This window comes from Marinobacter bohaiensis (genome assembly GCF_003258515.1).
In the GTDB taxonomy this organism is placed as follows: Bacteria; Pseudomonadota; Gammaproteobacteria; order Pseudomonadales; family Oleiphilaceae; genus Marinobacter_A; species Marinobacter_A bohaiensis.
The window spans coordinates 307,193-333,206 of record NZ_QGEH01000002.1 but is presented as its reverse complement, the minus strand read 5'-3'; the positions used below and the strand labels follow the sequence as shown (position 1 = coordinate 333,206).

Genomic DNA, 26,014 nt, shown 5'->3' with positions numbered 1-26,014 from the left:
CTATTCCCCCTCCCGATCCAGAGCCTGCAGCAGTACGGACCTGGAAATCACACCCAGGTAGCGTCCGTCACCATTGACCACCGGCAGCCCGCAGGGCGCTTCCGCTACGGAGCCGATGATGTCGTGCAGGGATGCGTCGGCGGCAATGGGGTCCACGCCGGACAGCAGGGCGTCGCTGACGCGGCCGCCGTTACTGTCGGCGGTTTTCAGGGAGTCGATGGAGACCACACCGTGGAAGGTCTGGTCCGGGGTGACCACGTAGCCGTAGTCGCGCTCGTTCTGGCGCAGGCGTTCCAGCGCCGCCCGGGGGCCGGCGCCTTCGCGTTCGATCACGGTGATCTGTTTCTTGGTGGCGATGTCGCGGGCCGACAGCACGGTGGAGACGTCCACTCCACGGAAGAAGGAACGAACGTAATCGTCCGCCGGGTTCTTGAGGATCTCGTCCGGGGTGCCCACCTGGACCACGCGGCCGCCCTCCATGATGGCGATGCGATCGCCGATGCGCATGGCTTCGTCCAGGTCATGGGAGATGAAGATGACGGTGCGCTTGGAGTCGCGCTGCAGCTTGACCAGCTCATCCTGCATCTCGGTGCGGATCAGTGGATCCAGGGCCGAGAAGGCCTCGTCCATCAGCATGATTTCCGGATCGTTGGTCAGGGCGCGGGCCAGGCCGACCCGTTGCTGCATGCCACCGGACAGCTCGTCCGGGTAGCTGCGGGCGTTGGCTTCCAGACCGACCTGGGCCAGCGCGGCGCGTGCCCTTTTATGGCGCTCCTCCCGCGGTACGCCGGACAATTCCAGGCCGAATGCCGCATTATCGATCACGTTCATGTGAGGCATGAGCGCGAACGACTGGAACACCATGCTCATTTTCTTGCGGCGCAGCTCGTTGAGTTCGCTCTCCGACAGGGCGGCGATGTTCTGATCGCCGACCCAGACCTCGCCCTCAGTGGGCTCGATCAGGCGGTTGAGCAGCCGCACGAGGGTGGATTTGCCGGAACCGGACAGGCCCATGACGACGAAAATCTCGCCTTCGTGGATCTCGAAGGAAGCGTCCATGACGCCGATGGTCTTGCCGGTCTGTTTGAAGATATCCGCCTTGCCAATGCCCTGGCGAACCAGGTTCATGGCCTCTTCCGGGTTGTCCCCGAAGACTTTGAAGAGGTTCTTGACGATGACTTTTGGCTTCATTCCAGGTTTTTCCTGTAGGGCCCCGAGGCCCGGTACGGCGTTATTTATTAAGTATAGTAAAAAATTGAATTTAAACTCATTTTGTTCGCCGCTCCCTGGCTGGATCTGTATTGCACGCTAGCAGAGCCTTTATACGAAGGCTAGCGAGGTCCGTCTCTAAACTTGACGGAACAGATGGCGGAAACGTCGGGGCGTTGCTCGCCATGACAAAGACGCAAAATATTTTGGCGTCTAAATAAATGAGTCGGTCATGCCGGACGGTGCCGGATGCCTCTGGATGAATCGGACAGCCGCGGCCGGGCATACCAAGGCGCCGTTGGAGTCCGTATGATGAAAGCCTGCCGGAGACAGGTCGTTGCTGGAGTGCACACGCAACCTGTATGCCAGCCCCCGGGATTGGCGTGTCGTGAATGAACTTCCAGCGCTGCGACAGCGTACTTCAGCGCAGTGACCGTACTTGCAATGCAGTGGCCGTACTTCTAATGCAGTGAAAGGGGGGCGACAGGACGAGATCATGGATATCAGTGACATGCGTCGGGACTTCGAATCCGAAGGCCTGGATGAGGACCACCTGGACCCGGAGCCGGTGCGCCAGTTCGAACGCTGGTTCCAGGATGCACGGGATGCGGGCGTGCTTGAGCCCAATGCACTGTCGCTGGGCACGGTGGGTGATGGTGGTCAACCGAGCCTGCGCACGGTTCTGCTGAAGTATTTCGGCGACGAGGGATTCGTCTTCTACACCAACTATGGCAGCCGCAAGGCACAGGAACTGGAACGCAACCCGCGCGCGGCCATGCTGTTTCCCTGGATTGCCCTCAACCGGCAGGTCAGTATCGAAGGCCGGGTGGAGAAGGTGAGCAAGGCGGAATCCCTGCGCTACTTCGCCTCGCGCCCGCGTGGCAGCCAGATCGGTGCCTGGGTGTCGGAACAGAGCCGGGTGATTTCCTCGCGCGGTCTGCTTGAGCAGAAGGTGGCTGAAATGAAGCAGCGCTTCCAGCAGGGCGAGGTGCCGCTGCCGTCGTTCTGGGGCGGCTACCGCCTGGTGCCGGAGCGCTTCGAATTCTGGCAGGGGCGTCCCAGTCGCCTGCACGACCGGTTTGAATACTGCCGCGAGGCGGATGGGTGGCGGGTCAATCGCCTGCAGCCCTGAGCGAACCGTCGCGGCATCACGCAAGCACACAGGCCAGGCAGGGAGAACAGGCATGAGTGACACCCCGGACACCCGCGTTGCCGAGCGCTGCGGCTGGTGCGGCAGCGACCCGCAGTACGTTGAGTATCACGACCGGATCTGGGGGCGGCCGGTGTCCGACGACCGCGAGCTGTTCGCGAAGCTGTGCCTGGACGGTCAGCAGGCGGGACTGAGCTGGATCACCATTCTGCGCAAGCAGGCCAACTACGAGGCCGCGTTCGACGGTTTCGATCCGGAGCGCATCGCCCGCTACGATGCCGACAAAGTGGCATCGCTGCTGGAGAATCCCGGAATCATCCGCAATCGGCTCAAGGTGGAGTCGATTATCCGCAACGCGCGTGCTTTCCTGGCTTTCCAGGAGGCGGGCCGCTCCTTCTCCGAGTTCCTCTGGTCGTTCGTCGAGCATCGTCCGATCCAGGGTGCCTGGCGCTCGCTCGATCAGGTGCCGACCACCACGCCCGAGGCCGAGGCGATGTCCCGCGCGCTCAAGAAGCAGGGGTTCAATTTCGTCGGGCCCACCATCGTCTATGCCTTCATGCAGGCGGTGGGGCTGGTCAACGATCACCTCTGGCACTGTCCGCAGCACGCCGTCTGCGCTGAGCTGGCGGGTGAGCGACCGTTCCCGCGCTGAGCGCAGCACCCGGCCTGATCCTTTCACGCATCCTGAGCGTACGTCTTCCCACAACCATACCCACACCCATGGCCGGGAGGACGGGTCTTGCGAATCACCCTCGAAGAGCTGCGACAGCGGGACGATCTCCGGATCGACCTGCTGGAATTGCTGTCCCTGGAAGGGCAGTTCTACATGGCGCGTTTGCACCTGGCGGACGGTCTCTACGTGTTGTCCGACGACCGGGGCCGGTCGCGGTTGCTGAAAAGCGCCTGGCAGGCCCAGGATCTGCTGGGGTCGTTCGATGTGCAGCGCACCGAGGTGGTCCACGCCTCCGCCTATGACGAGATGATCGGCCTCGACGACGGCAAGTCGGAGCCCCTGCGCATCCGCGTGCAGGAAGATCGCCGATGATTTCGGTGGCGCGACTGGCAACCGCCATCGGCCTGGCCGGGCTGGCCCCCTTCCTGATCGGGGTGTTGGCGATTATCTTCTGGCCCGGCGCCGAGGCCCTGTGCATCAAGCTGTTCTACATCTACAGCGCCGGCATTCTCGCGTTCATGGCGGGTGTCTACTGGCCCATCGCGTTGCAACTGGAGCAGCGTTGCTTCCCCCTCTCCCCCATCTCCACGCTGGTGGTCAGCCAGGTGTTTTTCCTGACCGCCGGGCTGGCGCTGCTGCTGCCATTGTCGGCCCAGACACTGGTCTATCCCCTGGCCTATCTGGCGCTCTACGTGGTGGATGTTAAGTGGATGCGGCTGTACTGGCCCGGCTGGTACCGGCGCCTGCGCGCGGTGCTGACGCTGGTGGCCTGTGCCTGTCAGGCGGTCGCGGCGGGCTGGTTGCTCACTCATCCTCTGTGACGGCTGAGATGCCGGCCGACGACGGCCCGGCGTCTCAGTTTCCCGCCATGTGAGCCAGATCGGCGTACTGCTCGCGCAGTTTTGCCAATGCTCCTTTCTCGATCTGACGCACCCGCTCACGGCTCAGACCCAGGGCTTCGGAGATCACCTGCAGGGTTTCCGGCTCGGCCCGGTCCAGGCCAAAGCGGCGTGACAGGATATCCTGCTCCCGGGGATCCAGGCGGGCGAGGATGTCCCCCAGCAGACGTTTCTGGTCGCGCGGCTCCAGGCTGGTTTCCGGCTGGTCGCGTGGAGGCTCGGCGGCCAGAGCATCCCCCAGCTTGAGGTCCTCGCTGTCGCTCAGCGGTGTGTCGGTGGACACTTCCGGCAGCGCGTAGCGCTGCAGTTCCTTGATGCGCCGGATCGAGGTGCCCAGTCGTCGCGCCAGCGCCGAGGCGTCGGGAGCATTGCCGCTTTCGCCGCGCAGTTGCTGGCTGGCGGATTGCAATGCGCGGATCTCATCCACCACGTGCTCTGGGGTGCGCACCACCCGGCGCCCGCGCTTGAGGCTGCGTTTGATTTCCTCGCTGATCCACCAATAGGCGTAGGTGGAAAAGCGGAAGCCCTTACCCGGGTCGAAGCGCTCCACCGCCTTGATCAGCCCCACGTTGCCATCCTGGATCAGGTCGATCAGCGGGATGCCGCGATTGGCGTGGCGCCGCGCCAGATGCACCGCCAGCCGCAAGTTGCTCTGGATCAGCGTGCTGCGGCAGGCCGATGCCAGGCGCAGGGCGCGGCGGGCATGGGCCGAGGTCAGGTCGCCGGGCAGCAGCTCTTCGGTGACGTCGCGCAGGGTCAGCGCCGTGCCTTCGGGCAGGCCGCGGTGTTCGGCCAGCCGCGCCAGGGCGTGATGCAGGCGCCGGCTGAGCCGCCGTTCGGCGCGCTCCCCCAGCATCGAATAGCGTGCGGCGTCGCGGAAATAGTGCGACACCAGCGACAGGCTATCGGCGCTGTCGGCGTCAGCCATGGTCTGCAGGGTGTCGTCGCGGCCCGGAGGCGTCCCGTTCGCCCGATTGAGGGCGGCCAGTTCGATGTCGTCGGCCGATTCTTCCGGCCAGAATCTGTGTCGCATAGTGCCGGTACGGTCCAGTTTTCGAAGTTTGCAAAAAGTTTGGAGATTGTACGTCGACGAACGACAGTCAGATTGACGCGCGGAAGGGGTGAGTGTGGACGGTCGTGAAGGTCGCGGGATGACGCGGAAAGGTGATCGGGTACCGCCCGGCATTCGCAGTCCGGGCGGCCCGATCGGGAGGCAAGACGTCCTCCATTACCGGCACCAGGGCGACCGAACCCGGCGCCGGCAATTCGTGCGGCCCCGGCCGGTGGCCGGGGCGTTGCCGCGATTACGCCGCGACGATGGCGTACTCGTGGTTGTGCGGCTCGATCAGGGTGGCGTGCAGCTTGGCGATGGCCTTCTCGTAATGCTCTTCATCGATGATGAACTGCATGTCCACCTGACGCATGCACTGGTGCAGCGCGATGATGCTGATTTCCTCTTCCGCCAGGGCGGTGACGGTCTTGGCGAGGATGCCCGGCACCTGCATGTCGCTGCCGATGGCGGAAACCAGCGCCAGCTTGCGGGTGGCGATTTCCGCGTTGGGGAACTCCTCCTGCAGGGCGCGCACCACGCGCTTGACGTGCTTGAGCGTGCTGTCCACGTAGTGGGTGATGGTGTTGGCGTTGGTGTCCTTGGTCACGCAGCGCACCTTGTAGCGGCTCAGCACGTCGAGGATGCGACGGTCGGAGCCCGGATCGCCCTGCATGTCCTGGTCGAACACTTCGATCGCGAACACGCCCTTGCGGCCGGCGATGATTTCCACCTGCGGCTTCTCGCTGATGTAGTCACGGGTGATCAGCGTACCGGTGTGCTCCGGCTCGAAGGTGTTCTTCACACGCAGCGGGATATCGTTCTGACGCAGGCCCTTGCCGGCACGCGGGTGGATGGCTTCCATACCCAGGTTGGCCAGTTGGTCGGCCACGTCATAGTTGGTGCGGCCCATGGGCACCACCTTGTCCTCGCCAACGATCTTGGGATCGGCGGAGCTGAGGTGGTATTCCTTGTGGATCACCGCTTCGCGCGCCTGGGTGATGACCGCAACCCGGCTGAAGGTCATCTCGCTGTAGCCCCGGTCGAAGGTGCGCATCAGCCCTTCGGTGCACTGGGCGTAGCCGGTGCAGATGGGCAGCTCGCGGGTCAGGTCGACGTTGTCGAACGCCTGCTGCAGCTTTTCGTCCAGCGGCAGCAGCTCGTTGTCGCGCCAGCCGGTGAGGTCGACGAAACGGGCGTTGATGCCTTCGGCCTGGAGTTTCAGCGCGGTGTTGAAGGCGCTGTGGGCCTCACCGATGCCGGCCAGCATCTCGCGTACGGTCAGCAGGTGCTCTTCCAGCTGGAACTGGCCGTAGGAACACAGGCGCTGCAGGTCGATCAGGCAGCCGCGTACGCCTTCGATGCGGTCGACGATGAACTGGTCCGCCTGCTGTTTGAGCATGGGGTCGTCGAACAGCTCGCCGTTGAAGTCGGTGAGGAACTGGGTCAGTTTGGTGAGATCGTCACCCCAGGCCCAGTCGGACTCGGCGTCGGCAAACAGGGCGTAGACGCCGGGCTCGCCGGTTTTCTTGTGTTCCAGCAGTTCGTCGGTGACGCCGCCGTAGGCGGAGACCACGAAAATGCGTTGGTAGAGTTCGTCGGCGCTGCGTTCGCCGACCACGATGTTGTCACGCACGGCCTGGTAGTCGCTCATGGACGTACCGCCGATTTTTTCTACTGTGTGCTGTTGGCTAGTCATGATTCTGATCTTCGGTCGCTTCTGAATGGGCGCCGGGAACGTTTGAGCGGGAGGGCCGCCCTCACCTGGAGGCGTCCCGGCCGGCTGGCGGCCCTCCCCATCCTGTCAAACGGCGATCAGGATGCCTGGCTCAGGTCGTCCTTCATGACCTCTTCCACGCTTTCCTTCAGCAGGTCCAGACCCTTCTGCAGGTCTTCCTCGCTGATGGTCAGCGGCATGAGGCACTTGACCACTTCATCGTCCGGACCGGCCGTTTCGATGATCAGGCCCTTGTCGAAGGCTTTCTCTGAAATCTTGCCTGCGATGTCACCGTCACGGCAAGCAATACCCTGCATCATACCGCGGCCCTTGAGCTTGAACTGGCCCTTGAACTCGTCGGCGATGGCTTTCAGGCCGGCGTTCAGGATGCCCGCTTTCTTCTTCACCTCGTCGGCGAAGGCGTTGTCCTTCCAGTAGGTCTCCAACGCCGCCGTGGCGGTGGCGAAGGCCATGTTGTTACCGCGGAAGGTGCCGTTGTGCTCGCCGGAGGACCAGATGTCCAGTTCGCGCTTGAACAGTACCAGGGCCATCGGCAGGCCGTAGGCGCTCAGGGACTTGGACACGGTCACGATGTCCGGCTTGATGCCGGCGAATTCGAAGCTGAAGAACTCACCGGTGCGGCCGTTGCCCGCCTGGATGTCGTCGACGATCAGCAGGATGTCGTGCTTGCGGCACAGCTTTTCGAGCTTCTGCAGCCACTCGGCGCGGGCGGCGTTCAGGCCACCTTCGCCCTGTACCGCTTCGACAATCACCGCGGCCGGCAGTTCGATACCGGAAGAGCCGTCGTTGAGCATCTTGTCGATCATGGCGATGGTGTCGACGTCGTCGCCCAGGTAGCCGTCGTACGGCATGAAGTTAACGCCGCCCAGCGGTACGCCGGCGCCGCCGCGATGGTGCTTGTTACCGGTGGCCGCAACCGCGCCCAGGGAGACACCGTGGAAACCGTTGGTGAAGGAGATGATGGTGTCGCGTCCTTTCACCTTGCGCGCCAGCTTGAGCGCCGCTTCCACACAGTTGGTACCGGTCGGGCCGGTGAACTGCATTTTGTAGTCCAGGCCACGCGGCTCAAGGATGTACTTCTTGTACGCATCGATGAAGTCATGCTTGGCGGTGGTGAACATGTCCAGACCCTGGCTGACGCCATCGTTCTCGATGTACTCGAGCAGCGCCTTCTTCAGGATGTCGTTGTTGTGACCGTAGTTGAGCGAGCCGGCGCCGGCCAGGAAGTCCAGGTACGGCTTGCCGTCTTCGGTGTACAGGTGCGCGTTCTTGGCCCGGTTGAAAATCACGGGGAATGAACGGGAATAAACGCGTACTTCGGATTCGGTCGTCTTGAAAATTTCCATTGTCTTGCCTCTTAGCATGTCAGGTTCGAGGTGAATGCAGCCGCGCTGTCACGGTTCGGTCGCATCAGCGCCTGGCTGCGGGAAAATTCGGCGGCGGCGTTTGGACACCGCTCGCCGGTCAGCCAGCCTTAACCGTTTACGGGCTTGGTGAAGGGGCCGATACGGAGCAGGAATTCTGAGTCGTGGTGGCCGCCGAAGTGGGCCTCCTTCTCAAAATGCTCGGTATAGGTGAGCTCAGCGCCGAGATCGCGGGCAAACGAGCGGAACAGCGCCCAGGATGCCTCGTTGTCGGCGGTGATCGTCGTTTCCAGGTGCGTGACGTTGGCGCAGGCGTCGCGGCCGACGATGGCCTTGAGCATGCGCTTGGCCAGACCCTGGCCGCGTCCCTTCTCGTGGACCGCGACCTGCCAGACGAAAACCGTCTCGGGTTGCTGAGGGGGGATGTAGCCGGAGATGAAGCCCACCAGGTCGCCGTCTTTCTCGGCAGCGACGCCGGTTTCGGCGAAGTGGCTGCACTGCAGCAGATTGCAGTAAATCGAATTGGGATCCAGCGGCGGACACTCCGCGACGAGCTGGTGGAGCCGGAAGCCATCATCCTTGCGCGGGGTGCGCAGGCTGATGGCGGTGATATTCGAACCTTCAGTGGTCATAACAGTGTTGGGCACTCAGTCATTTAGAGTTGAATTCATTTGAAAGGCGCCTGAAACCGGTTTGCCGTGATTCGAGGCCTTTCAATTCGCCGTAACCTTTTGAAAAAACAGTCTTAACCGGCGAGATCCACTAATCTTTAGAGTTGTAATTATATAGACCACGAAAGAAAAATCAAATTGCCACGGGTTGCCATGAACGACAGTTGCAACCTGAAAAGCCCCGGAATGTCCGGCCCGACAGAGGCTTACAGCCGGATTCCGGGGGCCTCGATGTCCGTTCCGTTGATGATGCGCGTGCGATATGACAAAGCCGCGTCAGACGCTGCCGGCCACCATTGATCGAACAGCGTGAGCCAGTGTTCGAGGGGAAACGATACGGGCACCAGGTTCACCTCGAGGTTGCCGTGTCGGGCGGTTGCAACGGGCGCCATCGGCGCGCTCGCATCCGGCCTGGCAATGCGGGTGACCAGCCCCCGATGATCGCCGCGCAGGTTACCCATGCCGGCCGAACCGTTGTTGACGACGGTCTGTGGATGGCCGGTGCCGCTCGTTCCCTGCCACAGGGCGGGCAGGCAGGTGTGGGTGCAGGCGATCAGGTCGGCGCCGGTGCGCTGGAACCAGTCCGCAACCCGGGGTTGATGGCCGGGTTGTCGCAACGCTTCCCGCGCCAGACCCCAGCCGGCCAGGGATTCCGGGTCGCCGTGCAGCACCAGGATCCGGTTGCCGTCCAGCGTGTAGCAGCGCCAGCGTGGCGCGTCCCGCAGCCGTGCCTGGATCCCGGGAAACGCCGTGGCCGTCGATTGCAGGCGCGCCATGATGCGGTTGGAGCGCTGCACCACGGCGTCGTCTACGGCATCGGGGTAGGCGCAGCCACAGCCGGCGTCCGCGCTGGGCTGGGCCAGTTCGTATTCCACGTTGCCCTGGCTGATGTCGTGTCGGCACACCCGCTCGTTCAGGGCCTGGAAGGTCTCGGGGTCGGTGTTGAACCAGTTGAAGTCGCCGTTGAACACCAGCCGCACCCGGCGCCCCAGCCGCCGTTCCTCGTCCGCCATGGCCTCGATGGCGTCCAGCGCCAGCGGGTTACCGTAGAGCCCGCCGATCACGTAGAGCACATCGGCCTCCGCCGGCTGGGTTTGTCGGCACAGGTCGGCGGGATCATAACGGTAGTGCAGTGGGCAGCTGCGTCCCGGATTACCGGACATCGCTCAGGCCTCCGTGGACAGCGGACGGCGTCCGAACAGGCGCTGGGCGACCAGCGGCAGGAAGAACCCCGCCGTGCAGATCAGGACGCCCCAGGCGTTCACGCCCAGCAGGGCGGCGTACTTGCCCTCGCCAATGGCCCAGCTGTCGGGAATCAGACCCAGCGCCAGCAGAACGCCCAGCGCGATTCCGCTCCAGAAGCTCAGGTGGAAGCTCCAGGGCGACCAGCGGGTGAAGCCGTAAAACAGGAAGACCGGCGCCAGTCCCATCACCATGGTGCCGGAAATGGTGGTGGCCTTGAGGATATCGGTGCCGGCGAACATGGGCAGGTTGCCGAGGATGGCGAACACCACCATCACCACCGCACCCACGCGCATGCTGGGCATCCGGTCAGCGGTGCGCCGCACCAGCTGGGGCAGGTCCACGGCGATGGACTTGGACAGGGAGGTGAAAGTGGAATCCAGCGTCGAACCGGCGGAGGTCATCATCACCACGCTCATGAAGAACAGCGCGGTCAGGCCCATGGCCGCGCCCACAGCGGCTGGCGCGTTACCGTTGGCGCTGATGCCGTTGAGCTGGGCGTGCACACCCACCAGGCTGAAGATGAAGACCGCGACGAAGCCCAGCAGGCCGGCCACCACGAAGCTCTTCAGCATGGTTTTTTCCTTGTTCACGAAGCCGCGATCGGTGAGCACCGGGTCGTGGAACGGGTAGGAGAAGATCTGCAGGGCCGCCACCAGCAGCAGGTCGGCGCCGGCATCCAGACGGAATTCGCCGGTGGTCAGCAGGGTGCCGGTGTCGTTGGCCGGGAGGATCAGGAACAGCACGGCCGCAACGAAGAACACGAACACCACCGCCTGGATCACATCGGTAAAGATCGAGCTGCGCAGCCCGCCCTTCAGGCTGTACGCCAGGGTAAAGGCCGTGAACAGCATGGCCGCGCCATAGTACTGCCAGTCGCCGGGCAGGCCGAAGTAGCCGCCCACCACGGCGGTATTGCTCCACACCTCGTTGTACAGACGGATCAGGATCGCGGCGGCGAAGCTCACGGCGGCAAGCCGGCCAAAGCGGGACGTCAGGAACTCCTGCAGGCTGCGGGCACCGGTCTGGGTGCGGATCAGGTAGATGATGTAACCGGCCACGGGGATCGACAGCCAGTAGGTGGCGTACGCCAGACCGCCCACCACGCCGTAGGCTTCGCCCAGGTTGGCAGCGTTGGTGACGGATTTGGCGAAGATCCAGCTGATGAAGATGCTGGCGGTCAGTGACCACTGACTCACCGGGTTGCCGCTGTCGTCCGCCCCCCGGTAGAACGACGCGGCGTTGCGGCTGCGGGGCGACAGGGCGTACATGATGACGCCGTAGACCAGGAGAAAGCCCCAGAAGAGACCGGCTTCAGCAAATGACATGGGCGATGTCCTTTTCGGTGTTCTGTTGTTGTGACGGCCGCGGGGCCGGGACGTCCGCAGGCCTATTCCGGTGCGCTGCAGCTGGCGCCGAAGCGGTAGCAGGCGAAGCAGCGGTGGTGGCGCAGCATGATGCGCGTGTCCAGGCTCTCTTTCAGCGTGCCGCCCAGGTCGTAGTCGGGGTCGTCATCCACCAGGGTGCAGGCGTAGACCCGCACGTGATCGTCTTTTTTCACCAGCATGCGGGTGTTGCTGCACATGAAGTGGGCCTGACTCTCCCGCGTTGGGTACTTTTCCATACAGGTTTCGGTGATCTCCGGGCTGCCGTCCTCCGAGCCGGGGGTGCCGAAATCCGGGAAAGCGGTGAACGCCAGGTCCTCGGGAATGCCGTGCTCGCGGAAGATGGCCCGGAAGGCCGCCTCCACCTGTTCCGGGTCCTCGTCGGCCTCGCTCTGGCGGGCGATGGAGACCGCGAAACCGTGCTCATGCAGCCAGCGGATGCCCTCCAGCGCCTTGGCGAAACTGCCCTCGCCCCGGTCCACGTCATGGCGCGCGGCATCCGGGAAATCCAGGCTCACGCGGAAGCGGACGGGATGCGGGTTGTCCTTCAGGGGCAGCAGCTGGTGGGTGCGTTTGAGCAGCGGGTCGGTGGCGTTGGTCAGCACGAAGCAGGGCCGGTGGTGGCTGGCGTAGTCGAGGATGTGGATGAAGTCGCGGATCACGAACGGCTCACCGCCGGTGAAGGAGAACTGCTCCACGCCCAGCTCCAGCGCTTCGTGCAGGAACGGTTTGACGTCGTCCAGCTTCATGCCGGGAATGCGCCCGTCACCGGGATGCGAGCCTTCCAGGCAGAAGGGGCAGGCCAGGTTGCAGGCGGTGCCGGTGTGGATCCAGAGCTCCCGCAGCCCGTCGGCGTCGATGTAGCCGCGTGGCTCGCCAGCCCGAGTGTGGGTCCAGCTGTCGATGTGCCTTGGTGCGACCAGCTCGGTGGCCGGGATGCGCTGTGCCGTGTTGGCGGAAAAAGGCATGAGTACTCCAGTGCATTCTGCAGTCTGTTTGGCGAAGCGTATGTCACCCCACCCCTTGAATATGGACGAAACCTCGCGGGGAGGTGTCACAGCTTTATAACGATTCCGTTTCGAATCCGGAAAACGAGCGATAGACATCTCGGCCGTGACGCCGTTCCATCGAACCGCCGGTTCGTCAGACGGGCTCCGCCATTCTATACGTGGACCGGGCGGCGGGTGATCAATGGTGTGTGGTTGGTTCGGGTCAGGGCGCTCGGTCCAAAGTGGCGCAGGGATCGCCGGGGCGCCAAAAGGAAGCACCCGGACAAGCACCTGTATCGGCGGAAAAAACACAGTTTTACAATCTTGTGCTCCCCAACTCGGTGCATTTCCGAATTTTCTCCTATCCTGTAAGCAGACCGCTCGCGCGCCGGTGGGAAATTGCCGTGCACTAGTGTAGGGCGAAATGGAGTGGCCCGAACGGTCCTAAACCGTGGTTATGCGCAATAGCGTTCATTAACGACAACAAAATCAAGCACCTGCAAATTCTGGCTTAGGCCTTGCTGTTGCGGGTTTGCTATGCACACAACCGATATTCGGAGACGACTGATAATGAAAAAACTGATCACACTCGCTGCAGGAACGGCTACGCTGCTGGGCTCGCTGATGGCCACCAACGCCATGGCGGCCACGACCCTGGAGAGCGTCAAGGAAAAAGGTCACCTCCAATGTGGTGTCACCACTGGCCTGCCGGGCTTCTCCCAGCCGGACGACAAGGGCAACTGGACCGGCATTGACGTGGACACCTGCCGTGCGGTTGCAGCCGCCATCTTCGGCGACCCCAAGGCTGTGGAGTTCACCCCGCTGACCGCCAAGGAGCGTTTCACCGCGCTGCAGTCCGGTGAAATCGACATGCTGTCCCGGAACACCACCTGGACCCTGACCCGCGACGCGTCCCTGGGTCTGAATTTTACCGGCACCAACTATTATGACGGCCAGGGCTTCCTGGTCAGCAAGGATCTGGGTGTGAGCGACGCCATGGAACTGAACGGCGCCACCATCTGTATCCAGGCGGGTACCACCACCGAGCTGAACCTGGCGGACTACTTCCGCGCCAACGACATGGAGTTCAACCCGCTGGTATTCGACACCTCCGAGCAGACGGTGCAGGGTTTCGCCTCCGGCCGCTGTGACGTGCTGACCTCCGACCGCTCCCAGCTGGCGGCGCTGCGCTCCAAGCTGGCGGACCCGTCCAGTGCGGTGATCCTGCCCAACACCATTTCCAAGGAGCCGCTGGGCCCGGTGGTGCGCCAGGGTGACGACCAGTGGTTCAACATCGTGAAGTGGGTGCTGTTCGCGCAGATCAACGCCGAAGAGCTGGGTGTGACCTCCGAGAACGTCGAGGATATGAAGAAATCCGACAACCCGAACATCCAGCGCCTGCTGGGCACTGACGGCGACATGGGCGACAAGCTCGGCCTGCCGGCGGACTTCGGCTACGACGTCATCAAGGGTGTGGGTAACTACGGTGAAATGTACAACCGTAACGTCGGCCCGGGCACGCCGCTGGATCTGGACCGCGGCCTGAACGCCCTGTGGACCGAAGGCGGCATCATGTACGCGCCGCCGATGCGCTAAGTCCCGAGAACCACCGGACACCGGCGGGTGATCCTCGCCGGTGTTTGTCATAGACACCGTTAAGGGGGTGTTGCAAAAGCGTCGCGGGCGAAGTTCAGGCAAGGCGAAAATTAAGGATAGAGCGCCGTTTATTGGCAATAAATGAGCATCTTGACGCAATTTTCAACGCGGCCTGACCGAGTGCAGTAGCTTTTGCAGCACCCTCGCTACCCCAAGGGTGCTGTCCGGGATTTGCATGAACGAACAAACACTTCCCCTGAAACCGTCCCGCTCCAAGCCGTGGAACGATCCACGGGTGCGAGCCCTGTTTTTCCAACTGATCGCCATAGCCGCCGTGTTCTGGGGTGGCTGGGCGCTGATCGACAACACGCTGGCCAATATGGAAAGCCGCGGTATCAGTACCGGCTTCGGCTTCCTCGACCAGTCCGCCGGCTTCGGCATCATCATGAGCCTGATCCCCTACGATGCGACCTATTCCTACGGTCGTACCTTCTGGGTGGGGCTGCTCAACACATTGCTGGTCTCCGGTATGGGCATCGTGGCCGCCACGATCCTGGGCTTCCTGATCGGCGTGGCGCGACTGTCGAGCAACTGGCTGATCGCCAAGCTGGCGCTGGCGTATGTCGAGATCCTGCGCAACATTCCGTTGCTGTTGCAGATTTTCTTCTGGTACTTCGCGGTCCTGCGCAACCTGCCATCGCCCCGGCAGAGCGTGGACATCGGCGGCCTGTTCTTCCTCAACAATCGCGGCTTCTACATGCCCGAGCCCCTCGCCCAGCCGGGCTTCGGCGTGGTGACGGCGGCCATTGTGGTGGCCATCGTGGCGGTGGTGATCATCAAGCGCTGGGCCAAGAAACGCCAGTTGGCCACTGGCCAGGTGTTCCCCACGGTGAAGGTGGGCCTCGCGGTGCTGATCGGGGTGCCGGTACTGGCCTACCTGGCCGCTGGCGGCCCGTTGCAGTGGGAGATCCCCGAGCTCAAGGGCTTCAACTTCGGTGGCGGAATCACGCTGATCCCCGAGCTGGCGGCCCTGTGGGTGGCCCTGTCCCTCTACACGGCCTCGTTCATCGCCGAGATCGTGCGCTCCGGGATCATGGCGGTCAGCAAGGGCCAGACCGAAGCCGCCCAGGCCCTGGGCCTTCGTTCCGGCCTGACCCTGCGTCTGGTGGTGATTCCTCAGGCCATGCGCGTGATCATCCCGCCGCTGACCAGTCAGTACCTGAACCTGGTGAAGAATTCGTCCCTGGCGACGGCCATCGGCTATCCCGATCTGGTCGCCGTGTTCATGGGCACGACCCTCAACCAGACCGGTCAGGCGGTGGAAGTGGTCGCCATGACCATGGGCGTCTACCTCACCATCAGTCTGCTGATTTCCCTGTTCATGAACATCTACAACCGCGCCGTCGCGCTTAAGGAGAGATGATGAGCGAAGCAGCAATCGCGCCTCCCAAGCGCCCGTTCGCGCCGGTGCAGTGGGTGCGCCAGAACCTCTTCAACACCTGGTACAACACCGTGTTGACGCTGGTGGTCGGCTATCTGGTGGTCACCAGCGCCGGCCCGTTGCTCAACTGGGTGCTGTTCGGCGCCACGTTCACCGGCGAGTCGCCCAGCGACTGCGTCGGCGACGGGGCCTGCTGGCTGTTCATCAACCAGCGGCTGAACTTTTTCATCTACGGGTTCTACCCGGACGAGCTGCAGTGGCGCGTGGACATCATGTTCGCCCTGCTGGCGATGGTGTTCATCCCGCAGTTCATCGAGCGCTTTCCGGCGCGGCGCTGGCTCGGGTTGTTCGGGCTGATCGGTTTGCCGATCGCCGGTTACATCCTGATCCCCGGCGGCCTGTTCGGGCTGGAGGCAGTACCCACCAACAAGTGGGGCGGGCTGATGCTGACCCTGATCCTGGCCTACGTGGGGATCCTGGCGTCGCTGCCAATCGGCATCCTGCTGGCCCTGGGCCGACGCTCGGAGATGCCGATCATCCGCGGGCTCTGCGTGGTGTTCATCGAAGTCTGGCGGGCGGTGCCGCTGATCACCGTGCTGTTCATGGCGTCGGTGATGCTGCCGCTGTTCCTGCCCGAAGGCATGAACTTCGAAAAGCTGCTGCGGGCGCTGATCGGCATCACCCTGTGGCAGTCGGCCTACATGGCGGAAGTGGTGCGGGGCGGCCTGCAGGCCATTCCCCGCGGCCAGTACGAGGCGGCCAGTGCCCTGGGCCTGGGCTACTGGAAGAAAATGGGGCTGATCGTGCTGCCCCAGGCGCTCAAGCTGGTGATTCCCGGCATCGTCAACACCTTCATCGCGCTGTTCAAGGACACCACCCTGGTGCTGATCATCGGGCTGTTCGACGTGCTGGGCACGGTGCAGTCGACGATCACCGACCCGGCCTGGCAGAACGTGGCCATCGAAGGCTATGTCTTCGTCGCCTTCTGTTTCTGGATCTTCTGCTTCGGCATGTCCCGTTACAGCCAGAACCTTGAACGCAAGCTTGATACCGGTCACAGGACCTGATGGATATGAACATGAGTGAACAGATCGAAACCGCGCCGGATCAGTCGGTGGTGGGTTCCGCCAAGAGCGAACAGACCATTATCCGCGTGGAAGGCATGCACAAGTGGTACGGCAGCTTCCACGTGCTCAAGGACCTCAACCTGGAAGTGGCCCAGGGCGAGCGCATCGTCATCTGCGGCCCGTCCGGGTCGGGCAAGTCCACCTTTATCCGCTGCATCAACCGGCTGGAGGAACACCAGCAGGGCAAAATCGTGGTGGACGGCGTGGAGCTGACCGACGACATCCGCCAGATCGACAACGTGCGCCGGGAAGTGGGCATGGTGTTCCAGCACTTCAACCTGTTCCCGCACATGACCGTGCTGGAGAACTGCTGCGTGGCGCCCATCTGGGTGCGCAAGACGCCGCGCAAGGAAGCCGAGGAAACGGCCATGGAATACCTGCGCCGCGTCAAGATCCCGGACCAGGCCCACAAGTACCCGGGCCAGCTCTCCGGCGGTCAGCAGCAGCGGGTGGCCATCGCCCGGGCGCTGTGCATGAAGCCCAAGATCATGCTGTTCGACGAACCCACGTCGGCGCTGGATCCGGAGATGATCAAGGAGGTGCTCGACACCATGATCGAACTGGCCAGTAGCGGCATGACCATGCTCTGCGTCACCCACGAGATGGGCTTTGCCAAGACCGTGGCGGACCGGGTGATCTTCATGGACGGCGGCGAGATCGTCGAATCCGCGCCGCCGCAGTCGTTCTTCAACAACCCGCAGGAAGCGCGGACCCAGCAGTTCCTGAAGCAGATCCTGCATCATTAATGCGGCTGTCACCGCCTTCGCGCTCGCGAGGGCGGTGACAGGATCCTATGTAGGAACGATACTGAAAGGTAGGAACGATACTGAAAGTGGGTGCGCTGCCCATGTCCTAGTGGCCCCGGCAGCTCTGTCGAGAGGGCGTACAAGGCCCCCTTCCCGAATAGCGTGTGTGAGGTATTCCGGCTTTTCCGTGAGGCTTCCGGATGGCGTGTCAGTCGTTTGGACAGCGATCAACACGGGGGTCTCCTATGGTCAGGGTATCTCGATTCCGTTTTCCGTTTATTTTCAATCCGGTTCTTATACTTCTGCTTCTGATGGCGGTAGCGATTCCGGCCCGGGGTTATCAGGTCATGGTCGCCGATGCCGCCGATCGATCCGGGGCGACGCCACTCGATGGGCTGACGCTCAACGGCACCGTCTATATTTTCCTCGATCAGGACGCCGGTCCGGACCAGGTGCGTTTCCGGCTGGATGGCGTCGAGGTCCAGGTCGAGAACAACCCGCCGTGGGATTTTGCCGGTACCACGCCGGACGACCAGAGCCTGCCGTTCGATACGCTGGGGCTCGCCAACGGTTCTCACACCATTGCCGCTGACGTCCGTATCGGCGGCAGCACGTCAGCAATCGTCCGCGCCCAGTTTGTGGTCGACAATGCCGCCAACCAGCCTGAGGAAGGGGATCCGGCGCCCCAGTTCCACACCGGCTGGCGGGGCGATCCGGCGACCAGCCTGACCGTGGCCTGGCAACTGCCGGTGGCTCCCGCTGAGGCCGAGGCTCAGTTCCGTGTACCCGGCGCGGCGCAGTGGCAGTCGGTGCCCGCCGATGTCGTTGCCAATACAGACAACGGCGCCCTGCTGGAGGCGGAACTCGACGGCCTGTCACCGGCTACCCGCTACGAGCTGCGCGTCAGTCTGGGGGGCGGCGTGATGAGCGCCGTCTACAGTTCCGCCACGCTGCCCGGCGCGGGGCCGCAGGATTTCGATGTGCTCTATGTGGCGGACACCGGCCTGGTGGGGCGTGACGATGGCCTGGCGACCGGCACCGAGCAAGTGATCCTGGAAATGGCGGCGTTGATGCCGGATCTGGTGCTGTTGGGCGGCGACTACGCCTATTTCGACACCGATAAGCGGTACGGCACGCTGGAGCGCAGCATTGGCGCCTGGTTCGAGCAGATGCAGCCGCTGCTCGAGTTTTCACCGGCGATGCCCAGTTACGGCAACCATGAGGTGCTGCTGGGCGAAGGGTTTGCGCCCTGGGCCGCTCACTTCCCCACGCCTGAGGGCTGGAACGGCCGGCGCATGTACAGTTTCGATGCGGGGGAGGCGCACTTTGTGTCCGTGTTCGGGGTGGACGAGTTTTCCAGCCTGCCGGCGGAGGCCCTGGCGTGGCTGGATGCGGATCTGGCGGCGGCCCGGGCGGCCGGCCAGCGCTGGCTGATTCCGTTCTTCCACGCCGCGCCGTTTTCCGACGGTGCCAACCATCCCGCTGCAACGACGCTGCGGGCGCAACTCGGCCCGATTTTCGAGGCGCACGGCGTCACCCTGGCGCTGACGTCTCACGACCAGTCCTTCGAACGAACCTTGCCCCTGACGGATGTGCCGGCCAGCAACACGCCGACGTCCAACTCGCGGACCTGCTATGAGCCGGACGACGGTGTGACCTGGATCAAGGTCAGCCCGGGCGGCAAGCTGAGCAACATTTCCGGTGGTTTCTCGCCCTGGCGATCCGCCCAGCCGCCCTACTGGACGGCCATCCGCGACAACACGGCGCATCATTTCGCCCGCCTGCGGGTGCGGGCCAGCGGCGAGCTGGTGGTGCAAACCTGGGCAGTGACCGGCACGGGCGAACCGGCCATCCTGCAGGACCAGTTCCGTTATACGACGAACGGCTGCGGCGCCGAGTTCACGGTCGATCCCGATTCGCTCGTGTTTGAACTCGAGCCTGGCGAAAGCGCCAGCCAGACGCTGCAGTTGTCGTCCACCGGTGAGGCGCTGGCGTTCGTCATCGGAACCACGCCGGACTGGTTGACGGTCAGCCCCGGGAGCGGGACCACCCCGGCGACACTGACCGTGTCGGTGGCCGGCGATTCGCTTCCGTCCGGTACGCAACTGGCCCAGATCCCAATCCGGTATGAAGACGGCGAGATCCTGCCCGTGCCGGTGCATGCCCGCGTCGGGCCAGCAGGCTACACGCTGCTGGTATCGGCGCAGCCGGACCGGAGTACACCGGTATCCCTGGAAGGCGCCGCCCTGAATGGCTGGCGTTACGTGTTCCTGACCCCGCCAACCGACGTCCGGCAGGTGCGCTTCTATCTGGATAATCCGACGGCCTCCGGGAGTGCACGGCAGACGGAGAATCAGGCTCCCTTCGATTTTGCCGGTACCGAAACCAATAACCTGGCGCGGCCATTCGACACGGCGACGGTGGCGGACGGCGCGCATTCGATCACGGCGCAGGTCATCACTCAGGACGGGGACAGCGTGCTGACGAGCGCGGGTTTCAGCGTGGGCAACTTTGAGCCGCAACTGTCGGCAACGCCCGAAGACTTCGCCTTAACCCTCCGCTCGCCGGACGTGACGGCTGAGGCGCTGGTGGACCTGGTGATGACCGATGGTTCGCAGCTGGAATACACCGCCACCAGCAACGCGGCCTGGTTGAACGTCGACCCGGCCGCTGGAAGCACGCCCCAGGTCCTGGCCCTTGGCGTCGATGCCAGCGACCTGGGCCCGGGCAACTACCAGGGTCAGGTCACGATCAGGGCAGCGGGTCAGTCGGATGTGGTGATCGCGGTGAACCTGGCGTTTGACGTGGCCAACCCCTATGAGCTGCAGGTCAGCCAGCTGTCGAACCGTGACAACGCCGTGCTCCTGGCGGGCCAGACCCTGTCAGGAACGGCCTACGTGTTCGTGCCGGATGTGTCGGGGATCGAGGGCGTGCGTTTCTTTCTGGACGACCCGGAGCGACTGGGATCGCCGATCAAGATCGAGGGCCGTGCGCCCTGGGATTTCGCGGGAACGGACACCGGTGGCAGCCGGCCGGCCTTGCCCTACGATTTCAGCCAGCTGAGCGGCAGTCACCAGATTACGGCGGAAGTGGACGTAGGGGATGAGATCGTCGTGGTGACGGCCGGATTCGTGGCCGGACCCTGACGGATTTGGCGATCCGGCCGCGGGGCCGGATCGCCTGTAGCCTGCCGGATCAGCGCAGATCCGGGTTCAGGGTGTAGGTGCCGGTCACCCGGGCACTGGCCAGCACGTGGCCTTTCATGGCTTCGCGCACGGCGTCGCCCTCGAACTCGCCGTCCAGGCCCAGCGACTCGACGTCCAGCGCGTGGACTTCGTAGTGGTAGCGGTGCACGATCTCGTCGTTCCACGGCGGGCAGGGGCCGTCGTAACCGGCGTAGGTGCCGGCCATGTCCGGATTGCCGGCCAGGAAGTGGGTGTAGGTGTTCACACCTCGGACGCCGATGGGGCCGGGGCCGCCTTTCTTGCCCTTGGGGATCACGCCGTCGCTGTCGGCGCCTTCCGGGATCAGGGAGGTGTCGGCCGGCACATCCACCAGCAGCCAGTGGAAGAAGTCGACGCGGGGGATGTCACTGGAAACGGTCCGGCCTTCCTGATTGACGTCATCGGCGACGCTGGGCACGTCCGGATCAAACATCATGATGACGAAGCTCTTGGTACCTTCCGGTGCGTCGGACCACGCCATTTCGGGGTTGCGGTTGGGGCCGAAGCTCATATGATCGGCCTCGCTGTAGACACCGAATGCAAAGGTCTCGGGAACCGGCTGACCCTCGCTGATACCTTTCACTTGAAGTTTCACGGTTAGCTCCTTCTGGGGGATGTTGGCAACGGTGGCGCCCGTGTCCAGCGACAGCCATCGTGCCCTCTCGGGTGTCTTCTACGTTGTAACAGGCTGTTTTTCCCTGTGTCCAGTCCCGCTGGCGGCGGCATGAATACCGATGCAGATCAGCAACGGGCCTTGGTGCATGCGTCGCAGTGCCGTATCATCACACCCGGAAGTCGCATTGAGCCGTACGCCCTCCCACCGCTACGATGACGACCCGCCTGGGAGTGAAGACAGCCAAGGGCTTTGTGGAGCTTTTGGCTGTCTTTTCTTATCGGGAAATCAGCATGGAAAAACTGCACCACATCGTGGTGGTCGGCGGTGGCGCCGGCGGCCTCGAACTGGCCACCCGTCTTGGCGACAAACTCGGCAAGCGCCAGAAAGCCCGCATTACCCTGGTGGACGCCGGGCTGACCCACGTCTGGAAACCGCTGCTGCACGAGGTTGCGTCCGGCTCCCTCGACGCCAGCACCAACGAGATCAACTATCGGGCCCACGCCCGCAAGCACCATTACGAATTCCAGCTCGGGGAAATGGGCGGCCTGGATCGCGACAAGCGGCAGATCGTCATCAACCCGTTCCACGATGAGGACGGCGAGGAAGTCGTCCCCGAACGCCACATCCCCTACGACACCCTGGTGATCGCCGTGGGCAGCACCGCCAACGATTTCGGCACCCCTGGCGCCCAGGAGAACTGCATGTTCCTGGACAGCCTGCACCAGGCGCGGCGCTTCCATAACCTGATGCTCAACGCCTTCCTGCGCAAGAACCATGAGGGCGAGCTGGGCCGGGACCACGCCCTGCCGATCACCATCATCGGCGCCGGCGCCACCGGCGTGGAGCTGGCCGCCGAGCTGCGTCTGGCGTCGAGGGAGCTGCCGGTCTACGGCATGAACCACCTGCGTCCGGAGGACGTCAGCATCTCACTGGTGGAAGCGGCCGATCGCATCCTGCCGGCCCTGCCGCCGCGCCTGTCGGTGGCGGCCACCAAGGAGCTTGAGCGCCAGAAGGTGGATGTGCTCACCGGCCAGCCGGTCAGCGAAGTACGTGCCCAGAGCATTGTCATGAAGGACGGCACCGAACTGCCTTCGGACATGACCATCTGGGCGGCGGGGATCAAGGCGCCGGCGTTCCTGGCGGAGCTGGGCCTGGAAACCACCCGTGGCAACCAGCTGGTTACCGAGCAGACCCTGCAGACGACGCAGGACGAGAACATCTTCGCCCTGGGCGACTGCGCCGCCTGCCCGCAGCCCAACTCCGAGCGGCCGGTGCCGCCCCGCGCCCAGGCTGCGCACCAGATGGCCGATACCCTGTTCAAGACCCTGGTGAATCGCCTCAAGGGCGACGAGGCGGTGCCGTTCGTCTACAACGATCATGGTTCGCTGATCAACTTCAGCCGCTACACCACCGTCGGCAACCTGATGGGCAACCTGTCCGGACGCAGCATGTACATTGAGGGCAAGGTGGCGCGCCTGTTCTACGTGTCCCTCTACCGCATGCACCAGATGGCCCTGCACGGCCCGCTGCGCACCGGCGTGATCTGGCTGATGGACAAGATCAGCCGGGCCATGCATCCGCGCCTGAAGCTGCATTGACGTGATCGGCCAGTGAAAACGTCGGGATCGGTCACCGGTCCCGACGCCCTCCGGTGACATACTGGGTCCAGTACAACGATAAGCTGGAGCGCGTATGTCCCCGACCCCCCTGACCGACCTGCTGGGCTTCGACCCGCACCTGGTGACCCTGGCCCTGGCGCCGGCCTTCTTCCTGGCCATGGCGGGCGAGTGGCGGCATCTGCGTCAGCATCGAACGGAGTACCCCAGCGCGGGCTACACCTGGGCGGATACGCTCAGCAACATGACCCTGGCCGGTCTCTACCAGGCCAGCGACGTGATCGCCGCCCTGGCCACCATCGTCGTGTACAACGCCCTGTTCGACGTGCGCCTGTTCGAGATTCCGTTTACCGCCTGGTCGGTGGCGCTGCTGTTCCTGGTGCAGGATTTCGTCTACTACTGGTTCCATCGCGCCCACCACCGCGTCCGCTGGTTCTGGTGTTCCCACGTGGTGCATCACTCGTCGGAAAAACTGAACCTCTCCACCGCCTTCCGCCAGAGCGTGACCTACCCCATCACCGGCATGTGGCTGTTCTGGCTGCCCATCGTCTTCATCGGCTTTCCGCCGGAGACGGTGATCTTCGCCGTGGCCATCAGCCTCGCCTACCAGTTTTTTATCCACACCCAGACCGTGGGCAAACTGGGCCCGCTGGAATGGATCCTGAACACCCCGTCCCACCACCGCGCCCATCACGGCCGCAATCCGAAGTACATCGACCGCAATTACGGCGGCATCCTGATTATCTGGGACCGCCTGTTCGGCACCTTCGTGGAAGAGGACGACGCGGACCGACCGGACTACGGCATCCCGCGCCAGATCCACAGCCACAACCCGGTGACGCTCAACTTCCACGAATGGCGGGACATGTTCCGGGATCTGGTGGCGCCGGGGCTGACGCTGAAGGAACGCGGGCGGGTGCTGTTTGGGCCGCCGGAGTATGCCGGAGACCGCTTGCTGCGGAGAGAGACGGAACAGCCGCCTGAAACCCGGCCAACGGCACGGCCTACCAGCACGTAGTGGTTTGGGTGTTAAGCACGAAATCTGGCCCGATTTCCAGCAGTGGACGTTCCGTTGCCCGGAAGCTCTGCGTTATTTCAGCAAGAATAGACAGGGCGATTTCATTTGGCGTTTGTGCCCCGATATCCAGGCCAACGGGGCCATGCAGACGCCGCCCGGCGTTGATCCATCCCAAATCATGAAGGGCTGACAGCCGCTGGGCATGGGTACTGCGACTTCCCAGCGCGCCCAGATAAAAACAGGGACTGTTGAGAAGGGTATTGAGGATGGGCAGCTCCCATTCATGGTCATGAAAAAGGGTGACGGCGGCAGTCCAGGCATCGAGCATCGGCGCGCAGAAGAGATTGGCCGTGGGCAAGCGGGTCGTTTGGGCCCCTGCTTCACCGGCGCTCAGCAGCGTGGCCTGATCCGGTGAGATCATGTCGACGGCGTAGCCACTGGCGATAGCAATACAGCTCAGGGCTATGGCAATGTCGCCTTGGCCGATCACCACAAGACGCAATGGGGGATAGAGCCAGCGTCGGAAAGAGCGTGACGCGAGTGGTTTGTCTGAAAGGCATGCTGTGCAGCGCTGGATTCCCTTGTCCCGATCGGTTTCCAGCGCAGCGGGATGACGTGCTTCGTGAGCCCTGACTAGCTCAGCCAATACGTCAGCGTCGATCTGTGTGTCGATATGCAGGTCGATGCCCGCGCCACAGGGCAGGCGAATGTCGATGTAGGGAGATCCTTCACCCAGGCGCAGGATCCGGTTTTCTCCGGCAGTCAGAGCGGCCTGCGCCTCATGGATGATCAGTTGCTCCGCGCAACCGGTGCCGGTGAGACTGCCTACACATTCTCCCTCCGCCGATACTGCCATCTGGCTGCCCAGCGGGCGGGGCGATGAACCCTGGCGATTGATCAGGGTTACCAGGGCCACGCCACCATCCCGCCGGTGGAACGCCAGGGCAGCCTGCAGAACCGACGCATCGTCCATGGCTCAGCTTGCGAGGTCCATCGGCTCGACGACCACGGGGCTATCGACGTCAAAGCGGATGCCTTCGCGCAGCGAGAACACCGGGCGAATCGCCTCCGTTGCCGCCACGGTCACGCCGCTGTTGTCCGACAGTGTGAAACGTCCGGTTTCCCGCTCCAACACCGCAACATCCGCAACCTTGCCGACCGTGAGGCTGCCGACTTCGTCGTCGATCCCCAGCATTCCGGCGGCATTGCTGGTGGCTGTGGCGATCACGTCCTTCAGCGGCATGCCCAGGGCCAGCAGCTCCGTCATGGCATGGGTCAGGCAGAACCGGGTCTTGCCGAAGAACGGGTTGGACTCCCGGTTGGTCGCCTTTACCTGACCGGCGTCGGTGTTATAGCCGTGCATGTCGGCGCCCAGCGTATTGGGCAGGATGCCGGCTTCGATCACCTTCTGCGCCATCTCGAAACTGAAATGGGAGCCATGGCCGACATCGACCCGCAAGCCACGGTCAAGCCCCTCGCGGATGATGGGATGCAGTTCGCCGGTCTTGCAGGAGATGAACCCTCCCGGATGACGGGTAAAGGGATGGGCAAGAATATCGCCTTCCTGCATGATCGGAACCAGTTCTTCGATCACCGTATCGGGGTCGTCGATCCCCTTGCCCGCCTCCGGCCAAAGCTGGCCCAGGTGGATATATAGCGGCACGCCAATACCCCGGGCGATGTCCCGGGCCTGCTTGATCACTTCCATGCCCCAGCGGGACTTGCCGCCGACCTCCGCATGCGCCTTGATGCCCTTGACCAGGTCGCGATTGGCGAGACCGATCTCGATGGTGCGCTTAACGTCGACGTCCTCGGGACTATAGAGTTGCGGGTAGTGGTGCCCTTCAAGGCCGCCCACTAGATAGGCGGACAGGAAGCACAGCACGCGACTGGCGGAAGGCTCTGCCACATAGTGGCGGAATGCAGGCAGGGTCATCAGGCTGGGACCGCCCTGATCGACCAGCGTGGAAACGCCGGCACGGACGCCACAGCTGTCGGGATTGAGCCCGAAACGACCGGTGACGTGCTCGAAGATATGGGCATGGGTATCGATCAGGCCAGGGGTGACCAGCTTACCGTCAGCGTCGATGACCTCGTTGGCCAGCTCCGGTGCCAGGCCGGTCTCAAGCGCCGCAATCCGCCCGTCCTTGATGGCGACGTCCAGTGTGCGGTCGAGGCGTTGCGCAGGATCGACGACGCGACCCCCTTTCAACAGCAGATCGTAGGGTCTGCCTTGCATAAGCATTCTCCTCTTTCTCCGAC

At 63.5% G+C, this 26,014-nt stretch carries 22 protein-coding genes; 11 read left to right on the top strand and 11 right to left on the bottom strand.

Annotated features, from left to right (window positions below; all coding sequences use genetic code 11):
• Entirely contained in the window at positions 1-1,191 is a 1,191-nt protein-coding gene (proV, locus tag DKK67_RS14200; protein ID WP_111497149.1) for a glycine betaine/L-proline ABC transporter ATP-binding protein ProV, read from the bottom strand.
• A 514-nt stretch (positions 1,192-1,705) separates the two neighbouring features.
• Between proV and pdxH the strand changes: the two genes are divergently transcribed.
• The 4 genes from pdxH (at position 1,706) to DKK67_RS14180 (ending at position 3,853) form a co-directional block, all read left to right on the top strand.
• Positions 1,706-2,341 carry a pyridoxamine 5'-phosphate oxidase gene (gene pdxH, locus DKK67_RS14195; RefSeq protein WP_111497148.1) on the top strand — a complete coding sequence of 212 codons (636 nt, stop codon included), beginning with the start codon at positions 1,706-1,708 and terminating at the stop codon, positions 2,339-2,341.
• Between the two features lie 52 nt (positions 2,342-2,393).
• On the top strand, positions 2,394-3,011 hold the full coding sequence (locus DKK67_RS14190; RefSeq protein WP_111497147.1) for a DNA-3-methyladenine glycosylase I: 618 nt from the start codon (positions 2,394-2,396) through the stop codon (positions 3,009-3,011).
• An 87-nt stretch (positions 3,012-3,098) separates the two neighbouring features.
• The gene (locus DKK67_RS14185) at positions 3,099-3,404 is read left to right on the top strand and encodes a DUF6482 family protein (RefSeq protein WP_111497146.1); all 306 of its coding nucleotides are present in this window, start codon (positions 3,099-3,101) and stop codon (positions 3,402-3,404) included.
• Positions 3,401-3,853 (top strand): DUF3429 domain-containing protein, encoded by a 453-nt coding sequence (locus tag DKK67_RS14180; RefSeq protein ID WP_111497145.1) that lies wholly within the window; start codon positions 3,401-3,403, stop codon positions 3,851-3,853. The genes DKK67_RS14185 and DKK67_RS14180 overlap by 4 nt, the downstream gene beginning before the upstream one ends.
• 34 nt (positions 3,854-3,887) lie before the next feature.
• On the opposite strand, the gene DKK67_RS14175 is transcribed toward DKK67_RS14180, so the two are convergent.
• The 7 genes from DKK67_RS14175 to DKK67_RS14145 form a co-directional block, all read right to left on the bottom strand.
• Positions 3,888-4,964, bottom strand: a complete 1,077-nt coding sequence (locus tag DKK67_RS14175; protein WP_228160642.1) for a sigma-70 family RNA polymerase sigma factor — start codon at positions 4,962-4,964, stop codon at positions 3,888-3,890.
• 271 nt (positions 4,965-5,235) lie between these two features.
• Positions 5,236-6,678, bottom strand: a complete 1,443-nt coding sequence (locus DKK67_RS14170; RefSeq protein WP_111497144.1) for an aspartate kinase — start codon at positions 6,676-6,678, stop codon at positions 5,236-5,238.
• A gap of 116 nt (positions 6,679-6,794) precedes the next feature.
• Positions 6,795-8,063 (bottom strand): diaminobutyrate--2-oxoglutarate transaminase, encoded by a 1,269-nt coding sequence (gene ectB, locus DKK67_RS14165; RefSeq protein WP_111497143.1) that lies wholly within the window; start codon positions 8,061-8,063, stop codon positions 6,795-6,797.
• A gap of 128 nt (positions 8,064-8,191) precedes the next feature.
• On the bottom strand, positions 8,192-8,713 hold the full coding sequence (gene ectA, locus DKK67_RS14160; protein ID WP_111497142.1) for a diaminobutyrate acetyltransferase: 522 nt from the start codon (positions 8,711-8,713) through the stop codon (positions 8,192-8,194).
• Between the two features lie 245 nt (positions 8,714-8,958).
• A complete protein-coding gene (locus DKK67_RS14155; protein WP_111497141.1) occupies positions 8,959-9,915 on the bottom strand; it encodes a hypothetical protein in 957 nt (318 codons plus the stop codon).
• 3 nt (positions 9,916-9,918) lie between these two features.
• Positions 9,919-11,322: a sodium:solute symporter family transporter gene (locus tag DKK67_RS14150; protein WP_111497140.1), complete on the bottom strand. Its 1,404-nt coding sequence runs from the start codon at positions 11,320-11,322 to the stop codon at positions 9,919-9,921.
• A 62-nt stretch (positions 11,323-11,384) separates the two neighbouring features.
• Positions 11,385-12,347 carry a radical SAM protein gene (locus tag DKK67_RS14145; protein WP_111497139.1) on the bottom strand — a complete coding sequence of 321 codons (963 nt, stop codon included), beginning with the start codon at positions 12,345-12,347 and terminating at the stop codon, positions 11,385-11,387.
• A 591-nt stretch (positions 12,348-12,938) separates the two neighbouring features.
• Between DKK67_RS14145 and DKK67_RS14140 the strand changes: the two genes are divergently transcribed.
• The 5 genes from DKK67_RS14140 to DKK67_RS14120 all read left to right on the top strand — a co-directional run bounded on the left by DKK67_RS14140 (position 12,939) and on the right by DKK67_RS14120 (position 20,424).
• Complete coding sequence (locus DKK67_RS14140; protein ID WP_111497138.1) at positions 12,939-13,964, top strand: amino acid ABC transporter substrate-binding protein; 1,026 nt, start codon at positions 12,939-12,941, stop codon at positions 13,962-13,964.
• 235 nt (positions 13,965-14,199) lie between these two features.
• The gene (locus tag DKK67_RS14135; RefSeq protein WP_111497137.1) at positions 14,200-15,387 is read left to right on the top strand and encodes an amino acid ABC transporter permease; all 1,188 of its coding nucleotides are present in this window, start codon (positions 14,200-14,202) and stop codon (positions 15,385-15,387) included.
• Positions 15,387-16,472, top strand: coding sequence for an amino acid ABC transporter permease (locus DKK67_RS14130; protein WP_111497136.1), 1,086 nt, complete (start codon positions 15,387-15,389; stop codon positions 16,470-16,472). The genes DKK67_RS14135 and DKK67_RS14130 overlap by 1 nt, the downstream gene beginning before the upstream one ends.
• 95 nt (positions 16,473-16,567) lie before the next feature.
• On the top strand, positions 16,568-17,278 hold the full coding sequence (locus DKK67_RS14125; RefSeq protein ID WP_111497272.1) for an amino acid ABC transporter ATP-binding protein: 711 nt from the start codon (positions 16,568-16,570) through the stop codon (positions 17,276-17,278).
• 311 nt (positions 17,279-17,589) lie between these two features.
• Positions 17,590-20,424, top strand: coding sequence for a BACON domain-containing protein (locus DKK67_RS14120; protein ID WP_162628843.1), 2,835 nt, complete (start codon positions 17,590-17,592; stop codon positions 20,422-20,424).
• Between the two features lie 49 nt (positions 20,425-20,473).
• On the opposite strand, the gene DKK67_RS14115 is transcribed toward DKK67_RS14120, so the two are convergent.
• Positions 20,474-21,097, bottom strand: coding sequence for a YbhB/YbcL family Raf kinase inhibitor-like protein (locus DKK67_RS14115; RefSeq protein ID WP_111497134.1), 624 nt, complete (start codon positions 21,095-21,097; stop codon positions 20,474-20,476).
• A gap of 311 nt (positions 21,098-21,408) precedes the next feature.
• Between DKK67_RS14115 and DKK67_RS14110 the strand changes: the two genes are divergently transcribed.
• Entirely contained in the window at positions 21,409-22,716 is a 1,308-nt protein-coding gene (locus DKK67_RS14110; RefSeq protein ID WP_111497133.1) for an NAD(P)/FAD-dependent oxidoreductase, read from the top strand.
• A 94-nt stretch (positions 22,717-22,810) separates the two neighbouring features.
• On the top strand, positions 22,811-23,752 hold the full coding sequence (locus tag DKK67_RS14105; protein WP_111497132.1) for a sterol desaturase family protein: 942 nt from the start codon (positions 22,811-22,813) through the stop codon (positions 23,750-23,752).
• Here the strand turns inward: DKK67_RS14105 and DKK67_RS14100 are convergent.
• Both DKK67_RS14100 and DKK67_RS14095 read right to left on the bottom strand, forming a co-directional pair.
• Entirely contained in the window at positions 23,739-24,725 is a 987-nt protein-coding gene (locus tag DKK67_RS14100; protein WP_111497131.1) for an XdhC family protein, read from the bottom strand. The two genes, DKK67_RS14105 and DKK67_RS14100, sit on opposite strands and share 14 nt — an antisense overlap.
• Before the next feature lie 3 nt (positions 24,726-24,728).
• Complete coding sequence (locus DKK67_RS14095) at positions 24,729-25,991, bottom strand: amidohydrolase/deacetylase family metallohydrolase (protein ID WP_111497130.1); 1,263 nt, start codon at positions 25,989-25,991, stop codon at positions 24,729-24,731.
• Between the last annotated feature and the right edge of the window lie 23 nt (positions 25,992-26,014).

Excerpts from the sequence above, each read along its gene's own strand:
- proV (WP_111497149.1), bottom strand. The coding sequence starts at position 1,191 with ATGAAGCCAAAAGTCATCGTCAAGAACCTCTTCAAAGTCTTCGGGGAC.
- pdxH (WP_111497148.1), top strand. The coding sequence starts at position 1,706 with ATGGATATCAGTGACATGCGTCGGGACTTCGAATCCGAAGGCCTGGAT.
- DKK67_RS14190 (WP_111497147.1), top strand. The coding sequence starts at position 2,394 with ATGAGTGACACCCCGGACACCCGCGTTGCCGAGCGCTGCGGCTGGTGC.
- DKK67_RS14180 (WP_111497145.1), top strand. The coding sequence starts at position 3,401 with ATGATTTCGGTGGCGCGACTGGCAACCGCCATCGGCCTGGCCGGGCTG.
- DKK67_RS14175 (WP_228160642.1), bottom strand. The coding sequence starts at position 4,964 with ATGCGACACAGATTCTGGCCGGAAGAATCGGCCGACGACATCGAACTG.
- DKK67_RS14170 (WP_111497144.1), bottom strand. The coding sequence starts at position 6,678 with ATGACTAGCCAACAGCACACAGTAGAAAAAATCGGCGGTACGTCCATG.
- ectB (WP_111497143.1), bottom strand. The coding sequence starts at position 8,063 with ATGGAAATTTTCAAGACGACCGAATCCGAAGTACGCGTTTATTCCCGT.
- ectA (WP_111497142.1), bottom strand. The coding sequence starts at position 8,713 with ATGACCACTGAAGGTTCGAATATCACCGCCATCAGCCTGCGCACCCCG.
- DKK67_RS14155 (WP_111497141.1), bottom strand. The coding sequence starts at position 9,915 with ATGTCCGGTAATCCGGGACGCAGCTGCCCACTGCACTACCGTTATGAT.
- DKK67_RS14150 (WP_111497140.1), bottom strand. The coding sequence starts at position 11,322 with ATGTCATTTGCTGAAGCCGGTCTCTTCTGGGGCTTTCTCCTGGTCTAC.
- DKK67_RS14145 (WP_111497139.1), bottom strand. The coding sequence starts at position 12,347 with ATGCCTTTTTCCGCCAACACGGCACAGCGCATCCCGGCCACCGAGCTG.
- DKK67_RS14140 (WP_111497138.1), top strand. The coding sequence starts at position 12,939 with ATGAAAAAACTGATCACACTCGCTGCAGGAACGGCTACGCTGCTGGGC.
- DKK67_RS14135 (WP_111497137.1), top strand. The coding sequence starts at position 14,200 with ATGAACGAACAAACACTTCCCCTGAAACCGTCCCGCTCCAAGCCGTGG.
- DKK67_RS14130 (WP_111497136.1), top strand. The coding sequence starts at position 15,387 with ATGAGCGAAGCAGCAATCGCGCCTCCCAAGCGCCCGTTCGCGCCGGTG.
- DKK67_RS14125 (WP_111497272.1), top strand. The coding sequence starts at position 16,568 with ATGCACAAGTGGTACGGCAGCTTCCACGTGCTCAAGGACCTCAACCTG.
- DKK67_RS14120 (WP_162628843.1), top strand. The coding sequence starts at position 17,590 with ATGGCGGTAGCGATTCCGGCCCGGGGTTATCAGGTCATGGTCGCCGAT.
- DKK67_RS14110 (WP_111497133.1), top strand. The coding sequence starts at position 21,409 with ATGGAAAAACTGCACCACATCGTGGTGGTCGGCGGTGGCGCCGGCGGC.
- DKK67_RS14105 (WP_111497132.1), top strand. The coding sequence starts at position 22,811 with ATGTCCCCGACCCCCCTGACCGACCTGCTGGGCTTCGACCCGCACCTG.
- DKK67_RS14100 (WP_111497131.1), bottom strand. The coding sequence starts at position 24,725 with ATGGACGATGCGTCGGTTCTGCAGGCTGCCCTGGCGTTCCACCGGCGG.
- DKK67_RS14095 (WP_111497130.1), bottom strand. The coding sequence starts at position 25,991 with ATGCAAGGCAGACCCTACGATCTGCTGTTGAAAGGGGGTCGCGTCGTC.